Source organism: Microbacterium sp. MM2322 (assembly GCF_964186585.1).
Taxonomy (GTDB): Bacteria; Actinomycetota; Actinomycetes; order Actinomycetales; family Microbacteriaceae; genus Microbacterium.
In genome coordinates this window covers 528,849-548,794 of sequence record NZ_OZ075067.1, presented here as the reverse complement: position 1 = coordinate 548,794, position 19,946 = coordinate 528,849, and the positions used below count along the sequence as shown (strand labels likewise).

The 19,946-nt window shown below is 71.0% G+C and carries 20 protein-coding genes; 15 read left to right on the top strand and 5 right to left on the bottom strand.

Annotation, left to right across the window (positions count from 1 at the left end; all coding sequences use genetic code 11):
- Nucleotides 1-5: 5 nt before the first annotated feature.
- Nucleotides 6-962 carry an aldose 1-epimerase family protein gene (locus ABQ271_RS02660; protein ID WP_349309999.1) on the bottom strand — a complete coding sequence of 319 codons (957 nt, stop codon included), beginning with the start codon at nucleotides 960-962 and terminating at the stop codon, nucleotides 6-8.
- Complete coding sequence (locus tag ABQ271_RS02655; RefSeq protein WP_349309998.1) at nucleotides 959-1,993, bottom strand: zinc-binding dehydrogenase; 1,035 nt, start codon at nucleotides 1,991-1,993, stop codon at nucleotides 959-961. Before ABQ271_RS02655 ends, ABQ271_RS02660 begins: the two co-directional genes overlap by 4 nt.
- 52 nt (nucleotides 1,994-2,045) lie before the next feature.
- Here ABQ271_RS02655 and ABQ271_RS02650 point away from each other — a divergent pair, with 52 nt between their 5' ends.
- A complete protein-coding gene (locus ABQ271_RS02650; RefSeq protein WP_349309997.1) occupies nucleotides 2,046-3,290 on the top strand; it encodes an FAD-dependent oxidoreductase in 1,245 nt (414 codons plus the stop codon).
- Nucleotides 3,291-3,293: 3 nt separating this feature from the next.
- On the opposite strand, the gene ABQ271_RS02645 is transcribed toward ABQ271_RS02650, so the two are convergent.
- Nucleotides 3,294-4,136, bottom strand: coding sequence for a sulfurtransferase (locus ABQ271_RS02645; protein ID WP_349309996.1), 843 nt, complete (start codon nucleotides 4,134-4,136; stop codon nucleotides 3,294-3,296).
- Nucleotides 4,137-4,458: 322 nt separating this feature from the next.
- Between ABQ271_RS02645 and ABQ271_RS02640 the strand changes: the two genes are divergently transcribed.
- The 7 genes from ABQ271_RS02640 to ABQ271_RS02610 are packed head-to-tail and all read left to right on the top strand — an operon-like array spanning nucleotide 4,459 to nucleotide 12,045.
- Entirely contained in the window at nucleotides 4,459-5,616 is a 1,158-nt protein-coding gene (locus ABQ271_RS02640) for an ABC transporter ATP-binding protein (RefSeq protein ID WP_349309995.1), read from the top strand.
- A gap of 41 nt (nucleotides 5,617-5,657) precedes the next feature.
- Nucleotides 5,658-6,845, top strand: coding sequence for a spermidine/putrescine ABC transporter substrate-binding protein (locus ABQ271_RS02635; protein ID WP_349309994.1), 1,188 nt, complete (start codon nucleotides 5,658-5,660; stop codon nucleotides 6,843-6,845).
- Entirely contained in the window at nucleotides 6,838-7,722 is an 885-nt protein-coding gene (locus ABQ271_RS02630) for an ABC transporter permease (protein WP_349309993.1), read from the top strand. Before ABQ271_RS02635 ends, ABQ271_RS02630 begins: the two co-directional genes overlap by 8 nt.
- Nucleotides 7,719-8,630 carry an ABC transporter permease gene (locus ABQ271_RS02625; protein WP_349309992.1) on the top strand — a complete coding sequence of 304 codons (912 nt, stop codon included), beginning with the start codon at nucleotides 7,719-7,721 and terminating at the stop codon, nucleotides 8,628-8,630. The genes ABQ271_RS02630 and ABQ271_RS02625 overlap by 4 nt, the downstream gene beginning before the upstream one ends.
- Before the next feature lie 3 nt (nucleotides 8,631-8,633).
- Nucleotides 8,634-10,286, top strand: coding sequence for an amidohydrolase family protein (locus ABQ271_RS02620; protein WP_349309991.1), 1,653 nt, complete (start codon nucleotides 8,634-8,636; stop codon nucleotides 10,284-10,286).
- Nucleotides 10,283-11,722: an FAD-dependent oxidoreductase gene (locus tag ABQ271_RS02615; RefSeq protein ID WP_349309990.1), complete on the top strand. Its 1,440-nt coding sequence runs from the start codon at nucleotides 10,283-10,285 to the stop codon at nucleotides 11,720-11,722. The genes ABQ271_RS02620 and ABQ271_RS02615 overlap by 4 nt, the downstream gene beginning before the upstream one ends.
- Complete coding sequence (locus tag ABQ271_RS02610) at nucleotides 11,722-12,045, top strand: cupin domain-containing protein (RefSeq protein ID WP_349310931.1); 324 nt, start codon at nucleotides 11,722-11,724, stop codon at nucleotides 12,043-12,045. The genes ABQ271_RS02615 and ABQ271_RS02610 overlap by 1 nt, the downstream gene beginning before the upstream one ends.
- A gap of 10 nt (nucleotides 12,046-12,055) precedes the next feature.
- Here the strand turns inward: ABQ271_RS02610 and ABQ271_RS02605 are convergent, their stop codons facing one another.
- The gene (locus ABQ271_RS02605; RefSeq protein WP_349309989.1) at nucleotides 12,056-13,693 is read right to left on the bottom strand and encodes a PucR family transcriptional regulator; all 1,638 of its coding nucleotides are present in this window, start codon (nucleotides 13,691-13,693) and stop codon (nucleotides 12,056-12,058) included.
- A 110-nt stretch (nucleotides 13,694-13,803) separates the two neighbouring features.
- On the opposite strand from ABQ271_RS02605, the gene ABQ271_RS02600 reads away from it, so the two are divergent.
- The 7 genes from ABQ271_RS02600 (at nucleotide 13,804) to ABQ271_RS02570 (ending at nucleotide 19,146) form a co-directional block, all read left to right on the top strand.
- Nucleotides 13,804-15,162 (top strand): FAD-dependent oxidoreductase, encoded by a 1,359-nt coding sequence (locus tag ABQ271_RS02600; RefSeq protein ID WP_349309988.1) that lies wholly within the window; start codon nucleotides 13,804-13,806, stop codon nucleotides 15,160-15,162.
- A gap of 115 nt (nucleotides 15,163-15,277) precedes the next feature.
- Nucleotides 15,278-15,988, top strand: coding sequence for a hypothetical protein (locus ABQ271_RS02595; RefSeq protein ID WP_349309987.1), 711 nt, complete (start codon nucleotides 15,278-15,280; stop codon nucleotides 15,986-15,988).
- Nucleotides 15,985-16,611, top strand: coding sequence for a hypothetical protein (locus ABQ271_RS02590; RefSeq protein WP_349309986.1), 627 nt, complete (start codon nucleotides 15,985-15,987; stop codon nucleotides 16,609-16,611). Before ABQ271_RS02595 ends, ABQ271_RS02590 begins: the two co-directional genes overlap by 4 nt.
- Complete coding sequence (locus tag ABQ271_RS02585; protein ID WP_349309985.1) at nucleotides 16,608-17,075, top strand: hypothetical protein; 468 nt, start codon at nucleotides 16,608-16,610, stop codon at nucleotides 17,073-17,075. The genes ABQ271_RS02590 and ABQ271_RS02585 overlap by 4 nt, the downstream gene beginning before the upstream one ends.
- Nucleotides 17,076-17,160: 85 nt before the next feature.
- Nucleotides 17,161-17,628, top strand: coding sequence for a hypothetical protein (locus ABQ271_RS02580; protein ID WP_349309984.1), 468 nt, complete (start codon nucleotides 17,161-17,163; stop codon nucleotides 17,626-17,628).
- Nucleotides 17,629-17,807: 179 nt separating this feature from the next.
- Nucleotides 17,808-18,509: a hypothetical protein gene (locus tag ABQ271_RS02575; protein WP_349310930.1), complete on the top strand. Its 702-nt coding sequence runs from the start codon at nucleotides 17,808-17,810 to the stop codon at nucleotides 18,507-18,509.
- 1 nt (nucleotide 18,510) lies between these two features.
- Nucleotides 18,511-19,146: a hypothetical protein gene (locus ABQ271_RS02570; protein ID WP_349309983.1), complete on the top strand. Its 636-nt coding sequence runs from the start codon at nucleotides 18,511-18,513 to the stop codon at nucleotides 19,144-19,146.
- Nucleotides 19,147-19,264: 118 nt separating this feature from the next.
- On the opposite strand, the gene ABQ271_RS02565 is transcribed toward ABQ271_RS02570, so the two are convergent.
- Nucleotides 19,265-19,888 (bottom strand): TetR family transcriptional regulator C-terminal domain-containing protein, encoded by a 624-nt coding sequence (locus ABQ271_RS02565; RefSeq protein WP_349309982.1) that lies wholly within the window; start codon nucleotides 19,886-19,888, stop codon nucleotides 19,265-19,267.
- Nucleotides 19,889-19,946: the final 58 nt, after the last annotated feature.

Genomic DNA, 19,946 nt, shown 5'->3' with positions numbered 1-19,946 from the left:
GGCTATCAGAGGGCCGAGATGCGCCAGGATGCCGCGAACGTCGCCCCGGGCGCCAGCACGAGCAGCCCCGCGTCGTAGTCGTACCGGCGCGCGTTGAACGCATCGGGCGCGCACGTCATCGGCTCGACAGCGAGACCCTTCCGGTGCCCCGGGTGGGCGGCTCCGGCCGGCTTGTCGGCGGTGTGCACCTGCACCCACGGGCACTCGGCGCCCCACGTGACCTCGACGCCGACACCCGACGGGTCGGTGACGCGGACCGTGGCGGTGCCGTCGGCATCCGTCTCGATGTCGGTGAACGCGTGGTCGAGCTCGACGTCACCGAGGACCCGCGGCGCACGACGGTCGAAGCGGTCGGGCTCGTAGTCGGTGACGGCGTGCACGGCGACGGGGCTGAGCCGGTCGGGGGTGACTTCGAGAACGGATGCCGCGGGCAGCGCGAGCGTCCACTCGTCGAGCGGCGCGGGGCCGGCGACCACGTACGGGTGCGGGCCGGTGCCGAACGGCGCGGGCTTCGTGCCGAGGTTCCGGGCGCGGACGGTCTGGGTCAGGCCGTCGGCGGCGAGCGCGTAGGTCGTCTCGACGCGCACGCGCCACGGATAACCCGTCTGCGCCTCGATCGTCGCAGCGAGCGTCACGCTGCTGTCGGTGCGCTCGACCTCGGCGAAGTCGAGCCACGCGACGAGCCCGTGCAGCGCGTGCGACCGGTCCGGCTCGGTGAGCGCGGTGACGAGCTCCTCGCCGTCGAACTCGTACTCGCCGTCGACGATGCGGTTCGGCCAGGGCGCCAGGGTCGCGCCGCGGTAGTCGGGTCGCACCTGGTCGGCCTCGAACGGGACGACGAGGTCGCGGCCGTCGTGGCGGAGCTCCCGGAGGGTGGCACCCACCGAGGCGATGACGGCGTCGTAGGCGCCGGAGCGCAGCGAGAACTGGACGCCCGAGAGCGGGGCGGGGGCTGTGGTCACGGGCGGAGCATCACTTTCAGGGCGGCGCGGTCATCCATCAGGCGGTAGCCGTCTGCGGCTTCGCCGAGGCTCATTTCGCGATCGAAGACGGCCCCGGGGTCGACAGTACCGTCGAGGACGCCCGGCAGGAGGTCGTCGATGTACGCGCGCACCGGGGCGACGCCACCGGTGACGGTCACGTTCCCCGTGAATTGCACCCGCTGCAACGGCGCATCGGCGTACTGCGGCACGCCCACGCGGGTCACGGTGCCGCCGGCGCGGACGGCGCCGAGCGCCTGCTCGTACGCGGGAAGGTGCCCGACCGCGTCGATCACGACGTGCGCTCCGAAGCCACCGGTCAGCTCGCGGACGGCGGCGACGCCCTCCTCGCCGCGCGCGGCGACGACGTCGGTCGCGCCGTAGCGACGGCCGAGATCGGTGCGCGCCTCGTGGCGGCCCATGAGGATGATGCGCTCGGCGCCCAGCTGTCGTGCCGAGAGGACGGCGAGAAGGCCGACCGCGCCGTCGCCGATGACGACGACGTCCTTGCCGGGTGCGACGCCGCCGGTGACAGCGGCGTGCCAGCCGGTGCCGTAGACATCGCTCAGGGTGAGGAGCCCCGGCATCCGCTCGTCGTCTTCTGCGACGTCGACGCGGTAGAGCGTGCCGTCGGCGAAGGGAGCGCGGCGACGCTCGGCCTGCGCGCCACCGGCGCCGGTCGGGACCGACAGGCCGGCGAACCGGCACGAGGTCTGCAGGCCCGCGCGGCAGAACTCGCACTCGCCGCACGAGAAGACGAACGGCACGATGACGACGTCGCCGGGCGTCACGGTGCGGACGTCCGCCCCGACCTCCTCGACGACACCGATCATCTCGTGCCCCATCGAGCGGCCCGCCTCGCTGGGCTCCATCGAGTGGTACGGATGCAGGTCGCTGCCGCACACGCAGGCCACGACGGTGCGAAGCACGGCGTCGGTGGGCTGTTCGATCCGAGGTTCGGGGGCGTCGACCACGCGGACGTCACCGGGGCCGTACATGTAAGCAGCTCGCATCCTCCGATTCAACTACGGATGCCGCGTCACCGGGCTGTGCGAGTCTGTCGCCATGACCGCTCTCCACGACGTCGCGATCGTCGGTGCCGGCCTCGCCGGGCTCCGCGCCGCGGCGATGCTCGCCAGCTCGGGACGGGATGTCGTCGTGCTCGACGCCGGCGACGACGTCGGCGGTCGGCAGCGCACCGACGTGGTCGACGGGTTCCGACTCGACCGCGGGTTCCAGGTGCTGAACCCGCGCTACGACGCCCTCGCACGCGCGGTCGACCTCGCCGAGCTCGATCTGCGGGCATTCCCCGTCGGCGTGCGGGTGGTGCGCGGCGCTCGGTCCGACGTCCTCGCGCACCCGCTGCGGCACCCCGGGATGCTGCCCGCCACCATCGCGGGCGCGCTGTCGGGTCTCGTGTCGCCCGCCGATGTCGTGGGCGCCGCGCGGTGGCTCATGCCCGCCCTCGTGCGACCGGCATCCGTCGCGGACGGACCGGATGCGACGCTGCACGAGGCGTGGGACCGGGCGGGACTCACCGGGTCGCTGCGCCGATCCGTGCTCGAACCGTTCCTCACCGGGGTGCTCGCCGACGACGGTGCGGAGACGTCCGCGGTGTACGCGACGCTGCTCACGCGGCTGTTCGCCCTCGGCCGGCCGGGCGTTCCCGCGCAGGGCATCGCGGTGCTGCCGCGGCGGCTGGCCGGGCTCGCACGCGCGGCGGGGGCCGACATCCGTCTGTCGCACGCCGTGGACGCGATCGACGTGCGCGACGACCGGGCGGAGATCAGCGTGGCCGGCGGCGACACGGTTGCCGCGCGCGAGGTGATCGTCGCGGTGGGCGGCGATCAGGTCTCTCGCCTGACGGGCGAGCCGGCGCCGGCGATGCGCGGGCTGCAGACGTGGTGGTTCGGGACGGATGCCGGGGCCCCGGCATCCGCTCTGTTGACCGTCGACGGCGAGCGCAGCGGGCCGATCGTGAACAGCGTGGTGATGTCGCGGACGGCGCCCGACTTCGCCCCGAGCGGTCGCCACCTGGTCTCGGCGAGCTGTCTGTTGCGGGATGCTGCCGACGAGGCGAGCGTGCGCGCGCAGCTCACGAGGATGTGGGGCGGCGAGGCCGCGTCGTGGGAGGTGCTGCGGCGCGACGACATCCCGAATGCGCTCCCCGCCCTCGGAGCGCCGATGCGGCACCGGTCGCCGGCGCGGCTGTCGGAGCGCGTCGTGGTCGCGGGAGACCACCGCGAGACACCCTCGATCGCGGGCGCGCTCGTGTCGGGCGAGCGTGCGGCGCGGGCGATCCTGGGCTGACGCCTACGGCTGGTCGCCGGTCGCGACCGGACGGTCGGGGTGGTTCGACCACTGGCTCCACGACCCGCCGTACAGCGCCGCGTCGATACCCGCCAGGCTCAGCGCGAACGCCGCCTGCGCGGCGGAGACGCCCGAACCGCAACTGACCCCGACGGTCGTGTCGCCGGTGACGCCGAGCGCCTCGTACCTCGCGCGCAGCTCCTCGGCCGAGCGGAACCGGCCCGACTCGTCGACATTGCCGCCGGTCGGCGCATTGACGGCGCCGGGGATGTGGCCCGCCCGCGGATCGATCGGCTCGACCTCGCCGCGGTAACGCTCGGGGGCGCGCACGTCGAACAGGATGCCGGTCGCCGGCAGCGCCCCGGCCTCGTCGATGTCGAGGCGGGGCAAGTGGCGGGGCGTGAGCGACACGTCGCCGCGGGCGGCGTGGACCGTGCCCGACTCGAGCGGGAGGCCGGCGTCGCGCCAGGCCCGCAGGCCGCCGTCGAGGACGCGGACGTCGGGGACACCGGCATCCGTCAGCACCCACCACGCCCGGGACGCCCCGAACGTCTGCCAGTCGTCGTACACGACGACGGTGTGCCCCTTGTCGATGCCCCAGCGACGCGCCGCCGTCTGCAGGTCGGCGATCTCGGGGAGCGGATGCCGCCCGTCCTCCGGCGCGCCGTGGGCGGCCAGCTCGTCGTCGAGGCTCACGTACACCGCGGTCGGTATGTGCCCCGCTTCGTAGTCCGCGCGGCCGTCGGGTCGGTCGAGGCGCCACCGGACGTCGAGGACCGTCAGCGGAGCGGCATCCCGGATCATGCCGTCGAGCTCGTGGGGGTCGATCAATCGCGCGCGTGCCATGCCCCCGACCCTACGACCCTCACCGTCCGGGGCGTCGCCGACCCGTCGCACACAGCCGCCGACCCGACGCGAACTGCGGGTATGGATGCCGCGAAGCGACAGATCGCGTCGGCTCGGCGCGTGAGGTGCGTCAGGGCGACAGGGAACCGTTGCGAGAAGACCGTGTTTCCGATCGGTGAACGCCGTCCGGACAATCTGTAGGCCCAGGATCACGAGCGTCCGGTTCCGTCCGGTTCCCGCCGCGGGCGATTGCAGCCGCGCACCCCGGACGTATTGAATGACGCGAAACGCGCTGACCCGAGCGCGAGAGCGGAGCCCACCCGTGACGACGGCACCCGAAGCCCTCAGCGCACACGCGACCCGGACGGTCGCCCCACAGGGTTCGGTCGTGCTGACCGACGTGGTCAAACGCTACGGCGACCAGGTCGCGGTGGACCATCTCTCCCTCACGATCGAGCCGGGCGAGTTCATCTCCCTGTTGGGCCCCTCGGGATGCGGCAAGACGACGACCCTCCGCATGATCGCCGGGTTCGAGCACCCCGACGCGGGAGCCATCTCGATCTCCGGAGCCGACGTCCGCGGCACGCCCCCGAACCGGCGCGACGTCAACACCGTCTTCCAGGCGTACGCGCTCTTCCCGCACATGACGGTCGCCGAGAACATCGCCTACGGCCTGACCCAGCGCCGGACTTCGAAGGCCGAGATCCAGGAGCGGGTCACCGCCGCCCTCGACATGGTGCAGATGCGCCGTTTCGCCGGCCGCCGCCCCACCCAGCTCTCCGGCGGACAGCAGCAGCGCATCGCTCTGGCGCGGGCCCTCGTCAACCGCCCTTCCGTCCTCCTCCTCGACGAGCCGCTCGGCGCGCTCGACCGGCAGCTGCGCGAAGAGATGCAGCTCGAGCTGAAGCTCCTGCAGTCGCGACTCGGGATCACCTTCGTCTTCGTGACCCACGACCAGGGCGAGGCGCTTTCGATGAGCGACCGCATCGCGATCATGCGCGAAGGGCACATCGAACAGCTCGCCGACGCCGATACCGTCTACGCCCGCCCGGCGACGGCGTACGTCGCCGCCTTCGTCGGTCAGCAGAACTTCTTCCGCGGCACGCTCACCCACAGCGGTTCGGGGGTCGACGCTCTGCACGTGCAGGTCCGGGCGGCATCCGGCGCGATCACGGGGACCACCGGCACGGGAGCCGTCCGTCCCGAGAACGTGTCGATCGAGGCGGATGCGGGCGGGAGCGCGCAACCCAACGAAGCGCGCGGCGAGCTCATCGGCGTCTCGCACCTCGGCGAGACCATGCAGTACCTCGTCCGACTCGGCGACGACCAGAGCCTCATCGTGCGACGCCCGACCCCCGATGCCCCCCGGCTCGCCCTCGGCGACGCCGTCGTCTGCCGCTGGCGGGCAGAGGATGTCCTGCTCTTCCCCGCCGACGACGCGGCCGAAGAGGCCGGCTACGTCCCGCCGCCCACCGACTGACGCCCTACCCGAACCGCACCGCCACAGCACCGGAGGTACCGATGACCGACCCGAACCCGATCCGCATCCTCGCCCACGCCGACGCGGTCCCCCTCATCCGGCGCGAGATCACGCGCCGCAACGTCCTCGGGCTGGCGGCGCTCGGCGGCGCCGCCGCACTGCTGGCGGCCTGCACTCCCGGCGGCGGTTCGAGTGCCGGTCCGCAGGCACAGGCATCCGGTGGCGCACTCGAGGACGCCGTCTCGGTCTACACGTGGGGCGACTATGACTCCCCCGACGTCGTGTCCGGCTTCACGAAGACGCTCGGCCCGAAGGTGTCGCTCGACTCCTACAGCTCCAATGAAGAGCTCATTGCGAAGCTCGTGGCCGCCAAGGGGACGAGCGGCTACGACATCGTCGTCCCGACGGGCGTCTTCATCCCTCAGATGATCGAGAACGGTCTGCTCACCAAGCTGAACAAGGACCTCATCCCCAACCTGTCCCAGCTCGACCCGACCTCGCTCGGACGCGCCTGGGACCCCCAGAACGAGTACTCGGTCTGCAAGGCGTGGGGCACGACGGGATTCGTGTACGACAAGACCGTCATCACCCGTGAGCTCTCCACCTGGTCGGACTTCTTCGACGCGGCGAAGAAGGAAGCCAGCGGGCGGACGAGCATGTCCGACGACCCCGCCGGGATCGTGGGCTCCTACTTCTGGGCGAACGACCTCGACTGGAACACGACCGACGCGGATGCGCTGGAAGCCGCACGCACCTTCCTCGTGCAGGAGGTCGCCCCGCACATCTCGGCGTTCGACTCCTACCCCGGCACCAACGCGATCCCGCAGGGAACGCAGGTCCTCATGCAGGCGTGGAACGGCGATGCGCGACTCGGTCTCCTCAACTCGAGCGAGCCCGACCGTTGGCAGTGGGTGCTCCCCGGCCCGGTGACCGAGCTCTGGATGGACAACTGGGCCATCGCCGCCGGCGCCCCGCATCCCGAGGCCGCGCACGCCTTCATCAACTACTCCTTGGAGCCCGACAACCTCGCGCTCGCCCTGGACTACATCGGCTACAACGTGGGCGGAAAGGACATGGAGCAGGCAGCGAAGGATGCCGGGATGCAGCTCACCGACCTCATCTTCTTCACCGACACACAACTCGCCACGATGAAAGAGCAGGAGCTCAACGACTCGCAGACGACGCGCGTCGAGATCTGGAACGAGATGAAGGCCGCCGCGGGTGCGTAGACGATCGCTCGGCGGGCTGCTCGCCCTCCCCGCGTGGGTGTGGCTGGTCGCCTTCTTCGTCGCTCCCGTCCTGCTCGTCGTCTGGTTCAGCTTCGGCTACAAACCGGGCATCTTCGGGACGCATGCCAACGACGTCCTGTCGCTCGACCGGTACGGCGAGGCGCTGTCCCCGACGTTCTTCACCACCTTCCAGAACACCCTCTGGGTCGGTGTGCTCGGCACGGCGCTCTGTCTCGCCATCGGCGCACCGGTCGCGTACTGGATGGCGTTCAAAGTGCGCCCCCAGCGCCGCGGCATCCTGCTCGCCCTGATCCTGATCCCGTTCTGGACGAACTTCCTGGTTCGCACCATCGGCTGGCAGGTCATCATCGCGCCGCAGGGCTGGCTCTCGACCACCCTGCAGCAGATCGGGCTGCTCGACGCTCCGCTGGATCTGCTCTACACCCGTGGGGCGGTGCTGCTCGGGGTCGTCTACAACTACCTGCCGCTCATGATCCTGCCGCTGTTCGTCGCGTTCGACCGGGTCGGGCCGCTCGTGCGGGAGGCGTCGAAGGACCTCGGAGCGGGCAAAATCGCGACGTTCGCCCGGATCACCCTGCCGCTGGCCCGGCCCGGCATCGTCGCCGGGGTGCTGCTGGTCTACATCCCCCTCATGGGCGACTACATCACCGCGACCGTCCTCGGCGGGGCGCAGGGCAACATGGTCGGCCAGCTCGTCGCGAGTCAGTTCCAGACGGGACAGAACTGGGCGCTCGGATCGGCCATGGCCGTCGTGCTGATGCTCGTGATCGCGCTCAGCATCGCCGTCGCCGCAGCCCTCATCTGGCTCGTCATGATGCCGCTGCGGATGCGGACCCGACTGGAGATCCCGGCATGAGCGTGACCACGAAGACCGAGACGATCCTCCGCCGAGCGGAGGGCACCGTCCCCGGCGGCGACCGACGCCGACAGCGGTCCTGGAGCGACGTCGCCCTCACCGCCTGGGCCGTGCTCGTGCTGCTGTTCCTGTTCGCGCCGATCATCGTGATCGTCTTCTCCTCCTTCAACACCGGCCGGCTCCTGGTCGCGTGGGAGGGGTTCGGATTCGACGCGTTCCTCACGATCCTCGACAAGCCGGCGGTGCAGACCGCGGTCCGCGTGTCGATCACGACGGCGGCGATCTCGGCAGCCATCGCCACCGTCCTCGGCACGCTCGCGGGCATCGCGATGGCTCGCCACGCGGGGCGGTGGGTCTGGTGGTTCCTCGGGCTGCTCCTCTTCGTGTCCGTCACCCCCGAGATCGTCGACGCCGTCGCCCTCCTCCCCTGGTTCGTGACCCTGGGGCAGGATGCCGGCATGGCGGTGTTCAACGACGGCATCGTGCGTCTGTCGATCGGCGCCTCACTCTTCTCGACCGCGGTCGTGTCCTATCTCGTCCGCGCGCGCCTGGTGGGTCAGGACGCGAACCTCGAAGAGGCGTCGAGCGACCTCTACGCCACGCCGTTCCACACGTTCCGGCGAGTGACACTGCCGCTCGCCGCCCCGGCCGTGTTCGCGGGGTTCCTGCTCTCGTTCACGCTGGGCCTCGACAACACCGTGATCGCCGCATTCGTGCAAGTCTCGGGAGCAACCCCGTGGCCCGTCTACGTGCTGAGTGCCGTCCGGTCCGGGCTCCGCCCCGAGATCGCCGCCGTCTCGACCGTCATGCTCCTGCTCACGCTCGTCGCCCTCGCCGTCGTCGCGCTCGTGCTGCGCCGTGCGGGGGATTCCGCGACCGACATCGCCCGAACCATGGCAGGAGGCTGACCCGTGGCATCCGCTGATCTCGTGTTCACGGGAGGCCCCGTGTTCACGGCAGACACCGTCAGATCCCGAGCCTCTGGGGTCGCCGTCTCGGGCGGCCGCATCGTCGCGGTCGGGCACGACCTCGACGACCTCATCGGTCCCCGGACCGAGGTCGTCGACCTCGCCGGTCGCCTGCTCGTCCCCGGGTTTCAGGACGCGCACGTCCACCCGGTGTCGGGCGGGCTGGAGCTGCTTCGATGCGACCTCGGCGAGGGGGCGACGGAGTCCGACTACCTCGCCACGATCGCCGCGTATGCGGCATCCCACCCGGACGAGGAGTGGATTCTCGGCGGCGGGTGGGCCATGTCCGCGTTCCCGGGAGGCACGCCGACGGCGGCGACCCTCGACCGGGTGCTGCCCGATCGTCCCGCGTTCCTCCCGAACCGCGACGGCCATGGCGCCTGGGTCAATTCGGAGGCCCTCCGGCGAGCCGGCATCGACCGCGACACCCCCGACCCCGACGACGGCCGCATCGAACGGGATGCCGACGGTCACCCCACCGGGACGCTCCACGAGGGGGCGATGTCGCTCATCAACCGGCTCCTGGCCGACCCGTCACCCGCCTTCCTCCGCGAGGCAATGCTCGCCGGCCAGCGCTACCTGCACTCGTTCGGCATCACCGCGTGGCAGGACGCCATCGTCGGCGACTACAGCGACCTCGTCGACCAGGGCGAGACCTACCGGCAGGCGGCCCTCGACGGCACGCTGACCGGCAAAGTCGTCGGCGCCCTGTGGTGGGACCGAAACGCCGGCCTCGAGCAGATCCCCTCGCTCGTCGAGCGGCGCGAGCGCTTCTCGCACGGGCGATTCCAGGCCACGAGCATCAAGATCATGCAGGACGGCGTCGCCGAGAACTTCACCGCGTCGATGCTCGCGCCGTACCACGACGGCCACGGGCACCCGACCGACAACTCCGGCATCTCGTTCGTCGACCCCGAGACGCTGAACGAGGCGGTGCCGCAGCTGGATGCCCTCGGGTTCCAGGTGCACTTCCACGCGATCGGCGACCGGGCCGTCCGGCAGTGCCTCGACGCGGTCGCCCACGCCATCGAGCGGAACGGCCGCAGCGACGGGCGACACCACATCGCCCACCTCCAGGTGGTCCACCCCGACGACCTGTCGCGGTTCCGCGAGCTCGGGGTCGCCGCGAACATGCAGTCACTGTGGGCGACCTACGAACCGCAGATGATCGACCTCACCCTGCCGTTCCTCGGCGAACCGCGGATCGCCTGGCAGTACCCGTTCGGTGATCTGCTCCGGGCGGGGGCGGTCCTCGCGGCGGGAAGCGACTGGTCGGTCTCGACCCCGGACCCCCTCGCGGCGATCCACACGGCGGTGAACCGGAAGGCGGCGCCCGGCCACGAGGAGGGCGACTACGACGCGTTCCTGCCGGAGCAGGCGATCGACCTCGCGACCTCACTGACCGCGTACACCGCCGGTTCGGCGTGGGTGAACCACCTCGACGAGACCACCGGAACGATCGAGGTCGGGAAGGCGGCCGATCTGGCCGTCCTCGACCGCGACCCCTTCGCCGGGCCCGCCGACCTCATCGGCGCGACGCGCGTGCTGCAGACGTTCGTCGACGGCTCCCGCGTGTATGCGGCCGGTGACTCGTGAGCGCGCACACGACGGTCTTCGAGCGGCGGCGGCCTGCGGCATCCGTCATCGATCACAGCCTCGCCGACAGCCGGCACGCCGTGTTCTGGACCGAGGACGTCCCGCGGGAGTTGCGACCCGACCGGCCGCCGCTCCGCGGTGCGCACCGGGCGGACCTCGTCGTCGTCGGCGGCGGGTACACGGGGCTCTGGACGGCCCTGCTCGCGGTGACCCGCGATCCCGGCCGCCGCGTCGTGGTCGTCGAGGCGAACCGGGTCGGCTGGGCGGCGTCGGGACGCAACGGCGGGTTCTGCGAGGCGAGCCTCACGCACGGTCCCGAGAACGGTGAGGCGCGGTGGCCCGACGAGATGCCGACGCTCGACCGCCTCGGCCGCGCCAACCTCGACGCCATCGAGGCGGCCGAGTCCGACTACGGCATCGACGTGCAGTTCGAGCGCACCGGCCAGCTGGCACCGGCGGTCGAAGAGCACCAGCTCGCCTGGCTCGAGGAGTGGGCGGCGGGCGGCGACTCCGGCGTCGTGCTGCTGGATGCCGACGCCGCGCGGCGCGAGGTCGACTCACCCACCTACCTCGGCGCGGTGTGGGAGAAGGACACCACCGCACTCGTCCACCCCGCCCGGTTGGCGGCGGAGCTCGCCCGTGCGTGCGAGGAGCGCGGCGTGGTGATCGCCGAACGGTCGCGGGTGCAGGCGATCGAGACCCCGGCATCCGGCGGTGTCGCGGTCGTCACCGCTGACGGCCGGGTGGACGCCGACCAGGTGGCGCTCGCGACCGGTGTCTTCCCGTCGCCGCTGCGTCGCAACCGACTCATGACGGTGCCGGTGTACGACTACGTGCTCATGACCGAGCCGCTGACGAGCGACCAGTGGGCGGCGATCGGCTGGCAGGGGCGTCAGGGCATCGGCGACATGGCGAACCAGTTCCACTACTACCGGCCCACCCGTGACGGCCGCATCCTGTTCGGCGGGTATGACGCGGTCTACCACTACGGCCGCCGCGTCGATCCTCGCTACGAGGACCGCCCCGCCTCGTGGCAGACGCTCGCGAGCCACTTCTTCACGACGTTCCCGCAGCTCGAGGGGCTGCGCTTCTCGCACCGGTGGGCGGGCGCGATCGACACGTCGACCCAGTTCGCGGCGTTCTTCGGCACCGCGCGGCGCGGTCGCGTGGCGTACGCGGCGGGCTTCACGGGACTCGGCGTCGGATCGACGCGGTTCGCCGGCGACGTCATGCTCGACCTGCTGAGCGGCGAGGAGACCGAGCGCACCGCGCTCGAGATGGTGCGCAAGCGCCCGCTCCCCTTCCCGCCCGAGCCGATCGCCGCGATCGGCGTCGAGGCGACGCGGTGGTCGCTCGACCGCGCCGACCATCGGCGCGGTCGGCGCAATGCCCTGCTGCGGACGCTCGACGCGCTCGGTCTGGGATTCGACTCGTGATGCTCGCCCCGCAGACCGTGGTGGATGCCGCGGCGATCCCCATCCCGCTGGCGCCCGTCCCTGCGGCCCAGGTGCGCCAGGGCGCGCCGGCGACGGGTTGGGTGGAGCTGGGGCACGACATCGGGGTCTGGGAGCACACGCCCGGCGTCTCGACCGACACCGAGGCGGACGAGGTGTTCGTCGTCCTGTCGGGGCGGGGGACGCTCGCCCACCCGGGCGGACTGCTCGAGCTCTGCCCGGGCACGATCGGCCGGCTGAGCGCGGGAACCGACACCGTCTGGACAATCACCGAGACCCTCCGCAAGGTGTACGTCGGCGGATGATCCGATGAGCTCAGCCGACGCTCGCCCGGCGGACGAGCAGCGCGAGGTGGAGCGCGGTCTGCACCTCGCCGTCGTCGAGGTCGACACCGAGCAGGTCCTGGATGAGAGCGATCCGCTGGTAGAACACGGACCGCGACAGGTGCGACGCGGAGGCCGCGGCGGTGCGGTTGCTCGGATGAGCGAGCATGGCCTCGAGGACGGCGAGCAGGTCACCGCCCCCGCGGGCGAGATCGTGGTCGATGAGGGGAGCGAGCATCCGCTCGCTGTGGTCGATGACGCGGTGGTCGTCGCGGAGGGCGGCGATGAGCCGGGTCAGCGGACGGCGCTCGATGCGGCGGATCTCGGGGACGGCGACCGTCGTCCGCGGCGCGGCGCTTTCGCGGGAGAGGTCGATCGCCTCCTGCAGGGAGGCGAGACCCTCGTCGAGCCCGACCCCGGCGGAACCGACCGACACGACCACACGCTCGGGGTCGCCGCCGAGCGCCAGCGCGAAGGCGCGGATCGTGTCGTCCTCGACGCGCTCGCGCGCCGGCAACGACAGGAGCATCGCAGCCCCGGGTGCTCCGGCGGCTCCGGGGGCCCCGAGCGGCGACGAACCGGCGAGCGCCCGGCCGCCGATGGTGCGGGCCGCGTCGTCGGCGGCCGTCGGCGTCACGGCCACGCCCGTCACAACGAGGCCCCGCAGCTGCGCATGCTCGATCGGCAGCCCCGCCGCCTCGACGCGGACCGCGGGGGCGACCTGCCCGGTGACCCGGCCGACGACGAGACGGTCGAGCAGCCGGTGCCGGCCGATCCGCCCCCACTCGTCGCCGTCGCCGTCACCGAGTCGCGCGAGCGAGAGCGCGAGCGCCCCCTGCTGGACGACGCCGGCGCGTCCGGCCGGGTGCTCGGGTCCGGGGAGAGCGAGAAGATGCCCCCAGCGGATGCCGCGCGCCTCCACCGGGACGATCAGCCAGTCGTCGGGGCCTTCGCCGCGATGCGCGAGACGCGAGCGGACCTCCCATCGCGTGAGGACCTGGTCCTCCTGCTCCGGCGGGACCTCGGCCACGACGACGTCGTGCGCGAGGGTCTCCAGGATGACGGGGGCATCGAGCGTGCGGGCGACTTCGGCGACGATGTGATCGGCGGGCGCACCCCGCAGGGCGAGCCCGGTGAACCGGGCGCGCACCTCTTCCCGAAGCCGCAGCGCGACGGACTGATCGTCGATGATCCGCCGGTGGACGGCCTCGGTCACCGCGACGAACTTCACCTCGCGGTGCAGGACGATGAGCGCGAGACCGCGGGCACGGGCGGCGTCGACGACCGCAGACGGCGTCTCGGCCCAGCGGGTGCCGAGCTCGAGCACGAGGCACGACAGCCCGGCATCCACCAACTCGTCGACGAACACCGTCAGGAGCGCCGGGTCGTCGGGCCACGCCGACCCCGTCGACAGCAGCAGCTCGCCGCCGTCGAGCAGGCGGGCGACGCCCGCACTGTCGGCGACGTGCACCCAGCGAACGCGAGCGTCGAGGGCCGCCGGGTCGGCGAGCACCTCGGGGCTTCCGGCTCGCAGCGCCTCGAGCGAGAGCACCTCGCGAACGCTGGGCAGACCACCCTCGCCGTCCGGACGATCCGTCCGCGCAGAGGCGCGGGCAGGGGGTATGGTCATCGCCACTCGCCGTTCGGGTCGCAGGAGCAGGGGTGCGGTCAGCCTAGTCCTCGCCGGTCGATCCGTCCGGCAGCGCCCAATGGCGGACGACGCTGAGGAAAGGACATCGCATGACGCGCAACGGAGACGTGTCGTTCTGGTGGCACCAGGAGGGCCTGCCCGCACCACGGCCGCCGCTGCCCGGCGACCTCGACGTCGACGTCGCGATCGTCGGCGCCGGGTACACAGGCCTCTGGACGGCGTACTACCTCGCCGAGCGCCGGCCCGACCTGCGCATCGTCGTGCTCGAGCGACGGTTCGCGGGCTACGGCGCCTCCGGGCGCAACGGCGGATGGCTCACGAACTCGGTGACCGGTGGACGCGAGCGATACGGCCGCGAGGGCGGCATCCGTCAGCAGCGCGCGATGAACGACACGGTCGACGAGGTCATCCGGGTCGCGGCCGCCGAGGGGATCGACGCCGACATCCACCGCGGCGGCGAGCTGACGATCGCCCGCAGCCCCGCCCAGCTCGCCCGCCTCGATGCGATGTTCGCCGCGGAGTCGGCGTGGCCCGCGACCGACGTCGAACGGTGGGATGCCGCGCGCACCGCGGCGCACGTGCGGGTCGCGGGCACGCTCGGCGCGGTGTGGCATCCGCACTGCGCCCGCATCCACCCGGTGAAGCTCCTGACGGGGCTCGCGTCCGCCGTCGAACGGCGCGGCGTCACGATCCACGAGAACACGGCGGTCATAGAGATCGTGCCCGGGCGCGCGGTGACCGACCGCGGCGTCGTCCGCGCGGCGGCGGTGATCCGCGCAACGGAGGGCTTCACGACCGACCTGCGCGGCGAACGTCGCACGTGGCTGCCGATGAACTCGTCGATGATCGTCACCGCCCCCCTCCCGGACGAGGCGTGGGAGGAGATCGGGTGGACGGATGCCGCGACCCTCGGCGACGCCGCGCACGTCTACATGTACGCGCAGCGCACCGCCGACGGCCGCATCGCGTTCGGCGGGCGCGGCGTGCCGTACCGGTACGCATCGCGGGTCGACGCCGACGGCGCGACGCCGGCGAGCACCGTGGCGTCGCTCACCGAACTGCTGCACAGATTCTTCCCCGCGGCATCCGGCGTCCCGATCGATCACGCGTGGTCGGGGGTGCTCGGCGTACCGCGGGACTGGGCCGCCACAGTCGGTTTCGACCGTGCGAGCGGGCTCGGCTGGGCCGGCGGCTACGTCGGAACCGGCGTCGCGACGACGAACCTCGCCGGTCGCACTCTCGCCGATCTCGTGCTGGAAGAGGAGTCGGAGCTGACCCGCCTGCCGTGGGTGGGGCATCGTGCACGGCGCTGGGAACCCGAGCCGCTCCGCTGGCTCGCTGTCCGCGCCTTGTATACCGCGTACGGCATGGCCGACCGCCGCGAATCCCGCGGCGAGCCGCGCACCTCGGCGATCGCGCGACTGGCCGACCGCATCGCGGGCCGCTGACCCGCGGAGCACACCGGGGCGGCCACGCCTCCGTCGGGTCGAGACGTGAAATGGGGAGTTCTCCCCCTTCCACCTCGCACACCCCGCGCATAGCGTCGAGGCAGGAGGGGGAGCCATGAGCATGATGTTGCCGAACGAGCTCGTCTGGATCATGCAGAAGCTCGGGTTCGAGTGGCCGGACATCGACGAGGATGAGATCCGCCGCGCGGCGACGATCGTCCGGACGTTCGGCGGTGAGCTGGAGGGCGTGATCCAGTCGGTCGACCGGGTCGTCAACAACGATCTCGCCACCGCACTCCGCGGGCAGACCGGACCCGCCACCGTCGCCGCGTGGAACACCACGCGGTCCCAGAACCTCCAACGGCTCGTCGACATCATGCCGCCCGCCTCGACCGCGATGGACGTGGGCGCCGGGGTCGTGCTGGGCCTCAAAATCAAGGTCATCGCCGACATCACGACCACCGCGCTCGCGCTCATCGGGATGCTCAGCAACCCGCTGACCGCCGCCGGTGCCGGTCCGATGCTCATCATCAAGAAGAAGCTGCTGAACGCGGCCGTCGACACTGTCGTCGAGGAGCTGATTGCGCAGCTTGCACCCATGGTGATCGAACCTCTGGCGGACGAGCTCCCCGCGATCATCGACGCCGTGCTCGATGCACCGGTCGTCGAAGGTCAGGTCGGCGATTCGGACGAGTTCTACGCCGATCTGCAGGCTCTCGGCAATGCGCAGTCGGCCCTGAACACCCACAGCGCCGACCTCCAGCAACTCTCGGCGAACTTCATCTCGGATCTCGCTTCCCTCGACTTCGGAGGTGATGCGTCATGAGCGCCGCCGGCCGCGCCTTCAAAGACGCCCTCGACGCGATGCGCCGCGGTGCGGACGATCTGCACGTCCGACTCGACACCGGCGTCACCCGCAAGATCGACACTCACGTCACCCGGACCAACAGCGACGTGGACGTGCTCGACGCGAACACCGTCGACCTGGATGCCCCGACCGTTCATCACACGAACCGGTTCGACGGCGGTGGGTCGGGCGGGTCAGGTGCTCCCGGCGAGCGTCGGCGCGGCGTCGATCGCGGTGATGGCCGAGACGACTACGGCCACTTCGTCGGGAGCGATACGCGTCCGTGGATCGACAAGGAGGGCCAGGGGCTCGATGAGGTGGAGGCGGACCTCGGATTGCCGGTCATGCGCGACCAAGTGAACGCGTCGGTGGAGGGACTGGACCGTCCGGGGACGTCGACGCCGCAAGTCCGACGTTACGACGGTCTCGTGCAGAACGCCGACGGGTCGTGGACGGGAATCGAAGTGAAGAGCGGTTCAGCTCGCCGGAACCCGGCTCAGCTGCTGTTCGACACAACGGTCAGTCCAGAGACCCCCGCGATCGCGCAGCTGAACGGCTCCGAGATTAGGATCGTGCGAGTGATCCTGCAGGAGGTTCCGTGACCACGCCGACGCACATCGTCCAGCTCAATGGGTTCGGGCGCTCTCCCCTGGTCGACGTCGCCCGTCCTCACGAGGACCAGATCCGGTTCTCCGTCCGGCGGATGGACGGCGCGAAGCTGTGGGCCTACAGCCTCTGGCGCGCACCGGAAGGCGCCAACTTGCTGGCGGAGATCCCCTTCTCGGAGGAGTACATCCAGTGCGCAGGAGATGCCGATGGGGTGACCGTCGAAGTTCGAGTGGTCGACGAGGCGGGAACTGCCCACCAATACACGGTCGGCAAACCGACAGGCCGCGACGGATCCGAGCCGACTGCGACGATCCGCTGGGACGAGGGGCGTCGGAGCACGAGGGTGCACTCGCACGAAGTGTTCACCCTGGACGAGGCCGCAGATCTCTTCGTGTCCTACTACCGCAACGATTGCGTGCCCGGCGAATACACCCTGCGCGAGCTCAGCGACGTCTGACGACCGCCGAGCCGACGCCACCGGCATCCCTCACCTCCGGATGACCGCCCTTCCCGTCGGGTCGAGACGCCTAAAGGAGACGCTCATGTCATCGCCGACGCACATCTTCCAGGAGAACGGCTCGAGCAGATTCCCTCTGATCGACAATCTGCGCTCCTTCGAGGACCAGATCCGGTTCACCCTGACGCAGATGGACGGCTCCTCCTTCTGGGCGCTCAGCCTGTGGCGCGCTCCCGAGGGAGCCAATCTCCGCGCGAGCTTGCCCCACTCGGAGAACTACATCCAGTGCGCCGGTGATGCAGCGGGAGTGACGGTCGAAGTCCGCTCCATCAACACGTTCGGCGCGGGGCACCAGTACACGGTCGGCAAGCCCGGCTCACCGCCGTCATCGGAGCCGACCGAGACGATTCGCTGGGACAGCGGACGACACAGCACCCGGGTCTTCGCGAACGAGGTCTTCACCCTCGACGAGGCCGCAGACCTCTTCATCTCCTACTACCGCGACGATCGCGTGCCGGCCGACTACACCCTGCGCGAGATCAACGGCGTCTGACGCCGTCGAGCCGACGCCACCGGCATCCCTCACCCTCGGATGACCGCCGTTCCCGTCGGGTCGAGCCGTCGCGGTCAGCCGCGCAGCGCGGCGAGCGGCGACCGCAATGGGGCCTTCTCCCCATCGCCCTCTGGGGTGCCCGCTCGCTAGTGTCGACGGCGGAGGTGGTCCCCGTGGGAATGATGTTGCCCAATGAGCTGATCTGGATCATGGACAAGATGGGGCTGGAATGGCCCGACATCGATGAGGACGAGGTCCACAAGGCGGCCGAGCTCGTGCGCGGCTACCGCGATGACATGGAGTCGATCATTCAGGCCGTCGACAGCCGCGTGAACGGCGACCTGGCCACGGCGCTGCAGGGCAACGCCGGTACGGCGCAGGTCGAGGGGTGGAATCGCAACCGCTCCGACAACATGCAGAAGCTGCTCGATGTGCTCGGCCCCGCAGCGACGGGGATCGACATCGCCGGTGGCATCGTCCTCGCGATGAAGATCAAGGTCATCGCCGAGGTGACCCTGACCCTCATGCAGCTCGTTCCGTTGCTCGCCGCGGGTCCCTTCGGCGCCGGCGGCGCGGCGTTGCTGCTGCTCGCACGCAAGAAGCTCCTCGCCATGGCGATGGAGGCAACGCTCGAGCAGGTCATCAACGAAGTGCTGCCGCTCGCCGTCGAGCCGCTCGTCGAGCAGGTTCCGGTGGTCGTCATGGCCCTCATGGACGCGCCTGTCGTGGAGGGTGCCGTCGGCGACGTGGACGAGTTCGAGGCTGACCTTGCGGCCCTTGAGGCGGCCGCCGACGAGATGGACGCGCAGGCCGTCGACATCGAGGATCGCACCGATCGGCTCCTCGCCGACCTCGCCAACCTGCAGATTTCGGGAGACTGACATGACGATGAAGACACTCATGCGCGAGATCGTCGATGCCGTCGACGGCGCGGGCCGCGAGTTCAAGAAGGGGTTCGGCAGCGCGTTCCGCAAGCGTGGCGGCAAGCACCGCGCGGACGCCGACCGCATCCGAGGCACGGACCGGCGCAACAGCGCCGACGCCGGGCGGCACCGGCGCGACGCACCGGTCACCTCCCACGCCGCGAAGTACGACATGCTCACGGACGTCAGTCGCGGACTCGACCAGCTCGGCCGCACCGGGCGCCACGCCGCGCCGGACTACAACGTCGCGAACGACCTCGGGACCTCGGTCGGCAAGGCGGTGCGGGAGACCCCGCGCGAGGTGCTGGACGAAGTACTGGGCACTCCGAAGAAGGTCCCCGGGCAGATCGTCGAGGAGTTGTATGAGGATGCCATCGGGCAAGACAACCCCGACGCCTATGGGAAGAAGGGCAGCGGCGACATGGAGTTCCTCGCGCCTGCCGGCGAAGCGTCGGAGCTGCGCAACCTGAGTCAGGCCGGCCTTGAGGAGCGCTTCGGTCTCACGCCCGGCACGCTGGACGGCGCGACGTTCGAGGTCCGCCCCGTATCCGGAACCAACTTCGTCACCCTCGACATCACTCGCCCCGAAGACTGACCAATAGCGGCATCCTCAAAGTCTGAACGTTGCCGAGCCGACGCAACCGGCATCCATTCTTCGCGGGTGACCGCCGTTCCCGTCGGGTCGAGGCGTCCCGGATGGTCTCGGCGGCGGCTCAGGGATGCAGCGCGTGGGCGGGGACGCCCAGCAGACCCGCGAGCGCGCGACGGGTCAGGTCGGCGCGTGACGGGTCGTCGCGCCAGCTGACGAGGCCGTGCGCGCCGAGGCCGTCGAAGATCGCCAGCAGATGCCAGGCGATCGCGTCGGCATCCCCCTCGCCGAACTCGCCCCGCTCGTGGCCGCGGGCGATCTCGGCCGCGAGCGCGGCTTGCCAGGCGTCCATCTCGGCGCGCACGCGTGCGGCGAGCGGCTCGCTGCGGGCACCGAGCGCCCAGCCCTGCACCCAGACGAACGTGACGTCGTTGGGCTCGTCGCCGAGCACGGCGTCGATGAGCACGCCGAGTCGTGCGGTGGCGGCATCCTTCTGGTGCATGAGGCGGAGGAGCACGTCGAGTTCGTCGGCGACGATTCGGCCGAAGGTGTCGGCGACGAGCGCATCCATGCCGTCGACGTGGTGAGCGACGAGCCCTGGCGCCACGCCGACGCGCGCAGCCACAGCACGCAGGGTCACAGCCACGAGACCGTCGGCGAGCGCGATGTCGCGCGCGGCGGCGGCGATCTCGTCGCGACGCTCGGCCGGGCTCTTGCGGGTCCGACGGACGGTTGACTCCTGCGACATGGACTCGGTAACCTCCCCCTTATTGACCATTTGATCAATAAGCTACCCGACGAACGAG

Coding starts and splice junctions, on each gene's coding strand:
- ABQ271_RS02655 (WP_349309998.1), bottom strand. CDS start 1,993: ATGCGAGCTGCTTACATGTACGGCCCCGGTGACGTCCGCGTGGTCGAC.
- ABQ271_RS02650 (WP_349309997.1), top strand. CDS start 2,046: ATGACCGCTCTCCACGACGTCGCGATCGTCGGTGCCGGCCTCGCCGGG.
- ABQ271_RS02645 (WP_349309996.1), bottom strand. CDS start 4,136: ATGGCACGCGCGCGATTGATCGACCCCCACGAGCTCGACGGCATGATC.
- ABQ271_RS02635 (WP_349309994.1), top strand. CDS start 5,658: ATGACCGACCCGAACCCGATCCGCATCCTCGCCCACGCCGACGCGGTC.
- ABQ271_RS02625 (WP_349309992.1), top strand. CDS start 7,719: ATGAGCGTGACCACGAAGACCGAGACGATCCTCCGCCGAGCGGAGGGC.
- ABQ271_RS02610 (WP_349310931.1), top strand. CDS start 11,722: ATGCTCGCCCCGCAGACCGTGGTGGATGCCGCGGCGATCCCCATCCCG.
- ABQ271_RS02605 (WP_349309989.1), bottom strand. CDS start 13,693: ATGACCATACCCCCTGCCCGCGCCTCTGCGCGGACGGATCGTCCGGAC.
- ABQ271_RS02600 (WP_349309988.1), top strand. CDS start 13,804: ATGACGCGCAACGGAGACGTGTCGTTCTGGTGGCACCAGGAGGGCCTG.
- ABQ271_RS02595 (WP_349309987.1), top strand. CDS start 15,278: ATGAGCATGATGTTGCCGAACGAGCTCGTCTGGATCATGCAGAAGCTC.
- ABQ271_RS02590 (WP_349309986.1), top strand. CDS start 15,985: ATGAGCGCCGCCGGCCGCGCCTTCAAAGACGCCCTCGACGCGATGCGC.
- ABQ271_RS02580 (WP_349309984.1), top strand. CDS start 17,161: ATGTCATCGCCGACGCACATCTTCCAGGAGAACGGCTCGAGCAGATTC.
- ABQ271_RS02575 (WP_349310930.1), top strand. CDS start 17,808: ATGATGTTGCCCAATGAGCTGATCTGGATCATGGACAAGATGGGGCTG.
- ABQ271_RS02570 (WP_349309983.1), top strand. CDS start 18,511: ATGACGATGAAGACACTCATGCGCGAGATCGTCGATGCCGTCGACGGC.
- ABQ271_RS02565 (WP_349309982.1), bottom strand. CDS start 19,888: ATGTCGCAGGAGTCAACCGTCCGTCGGACCCGCAAGAGCCCGGCCGAG.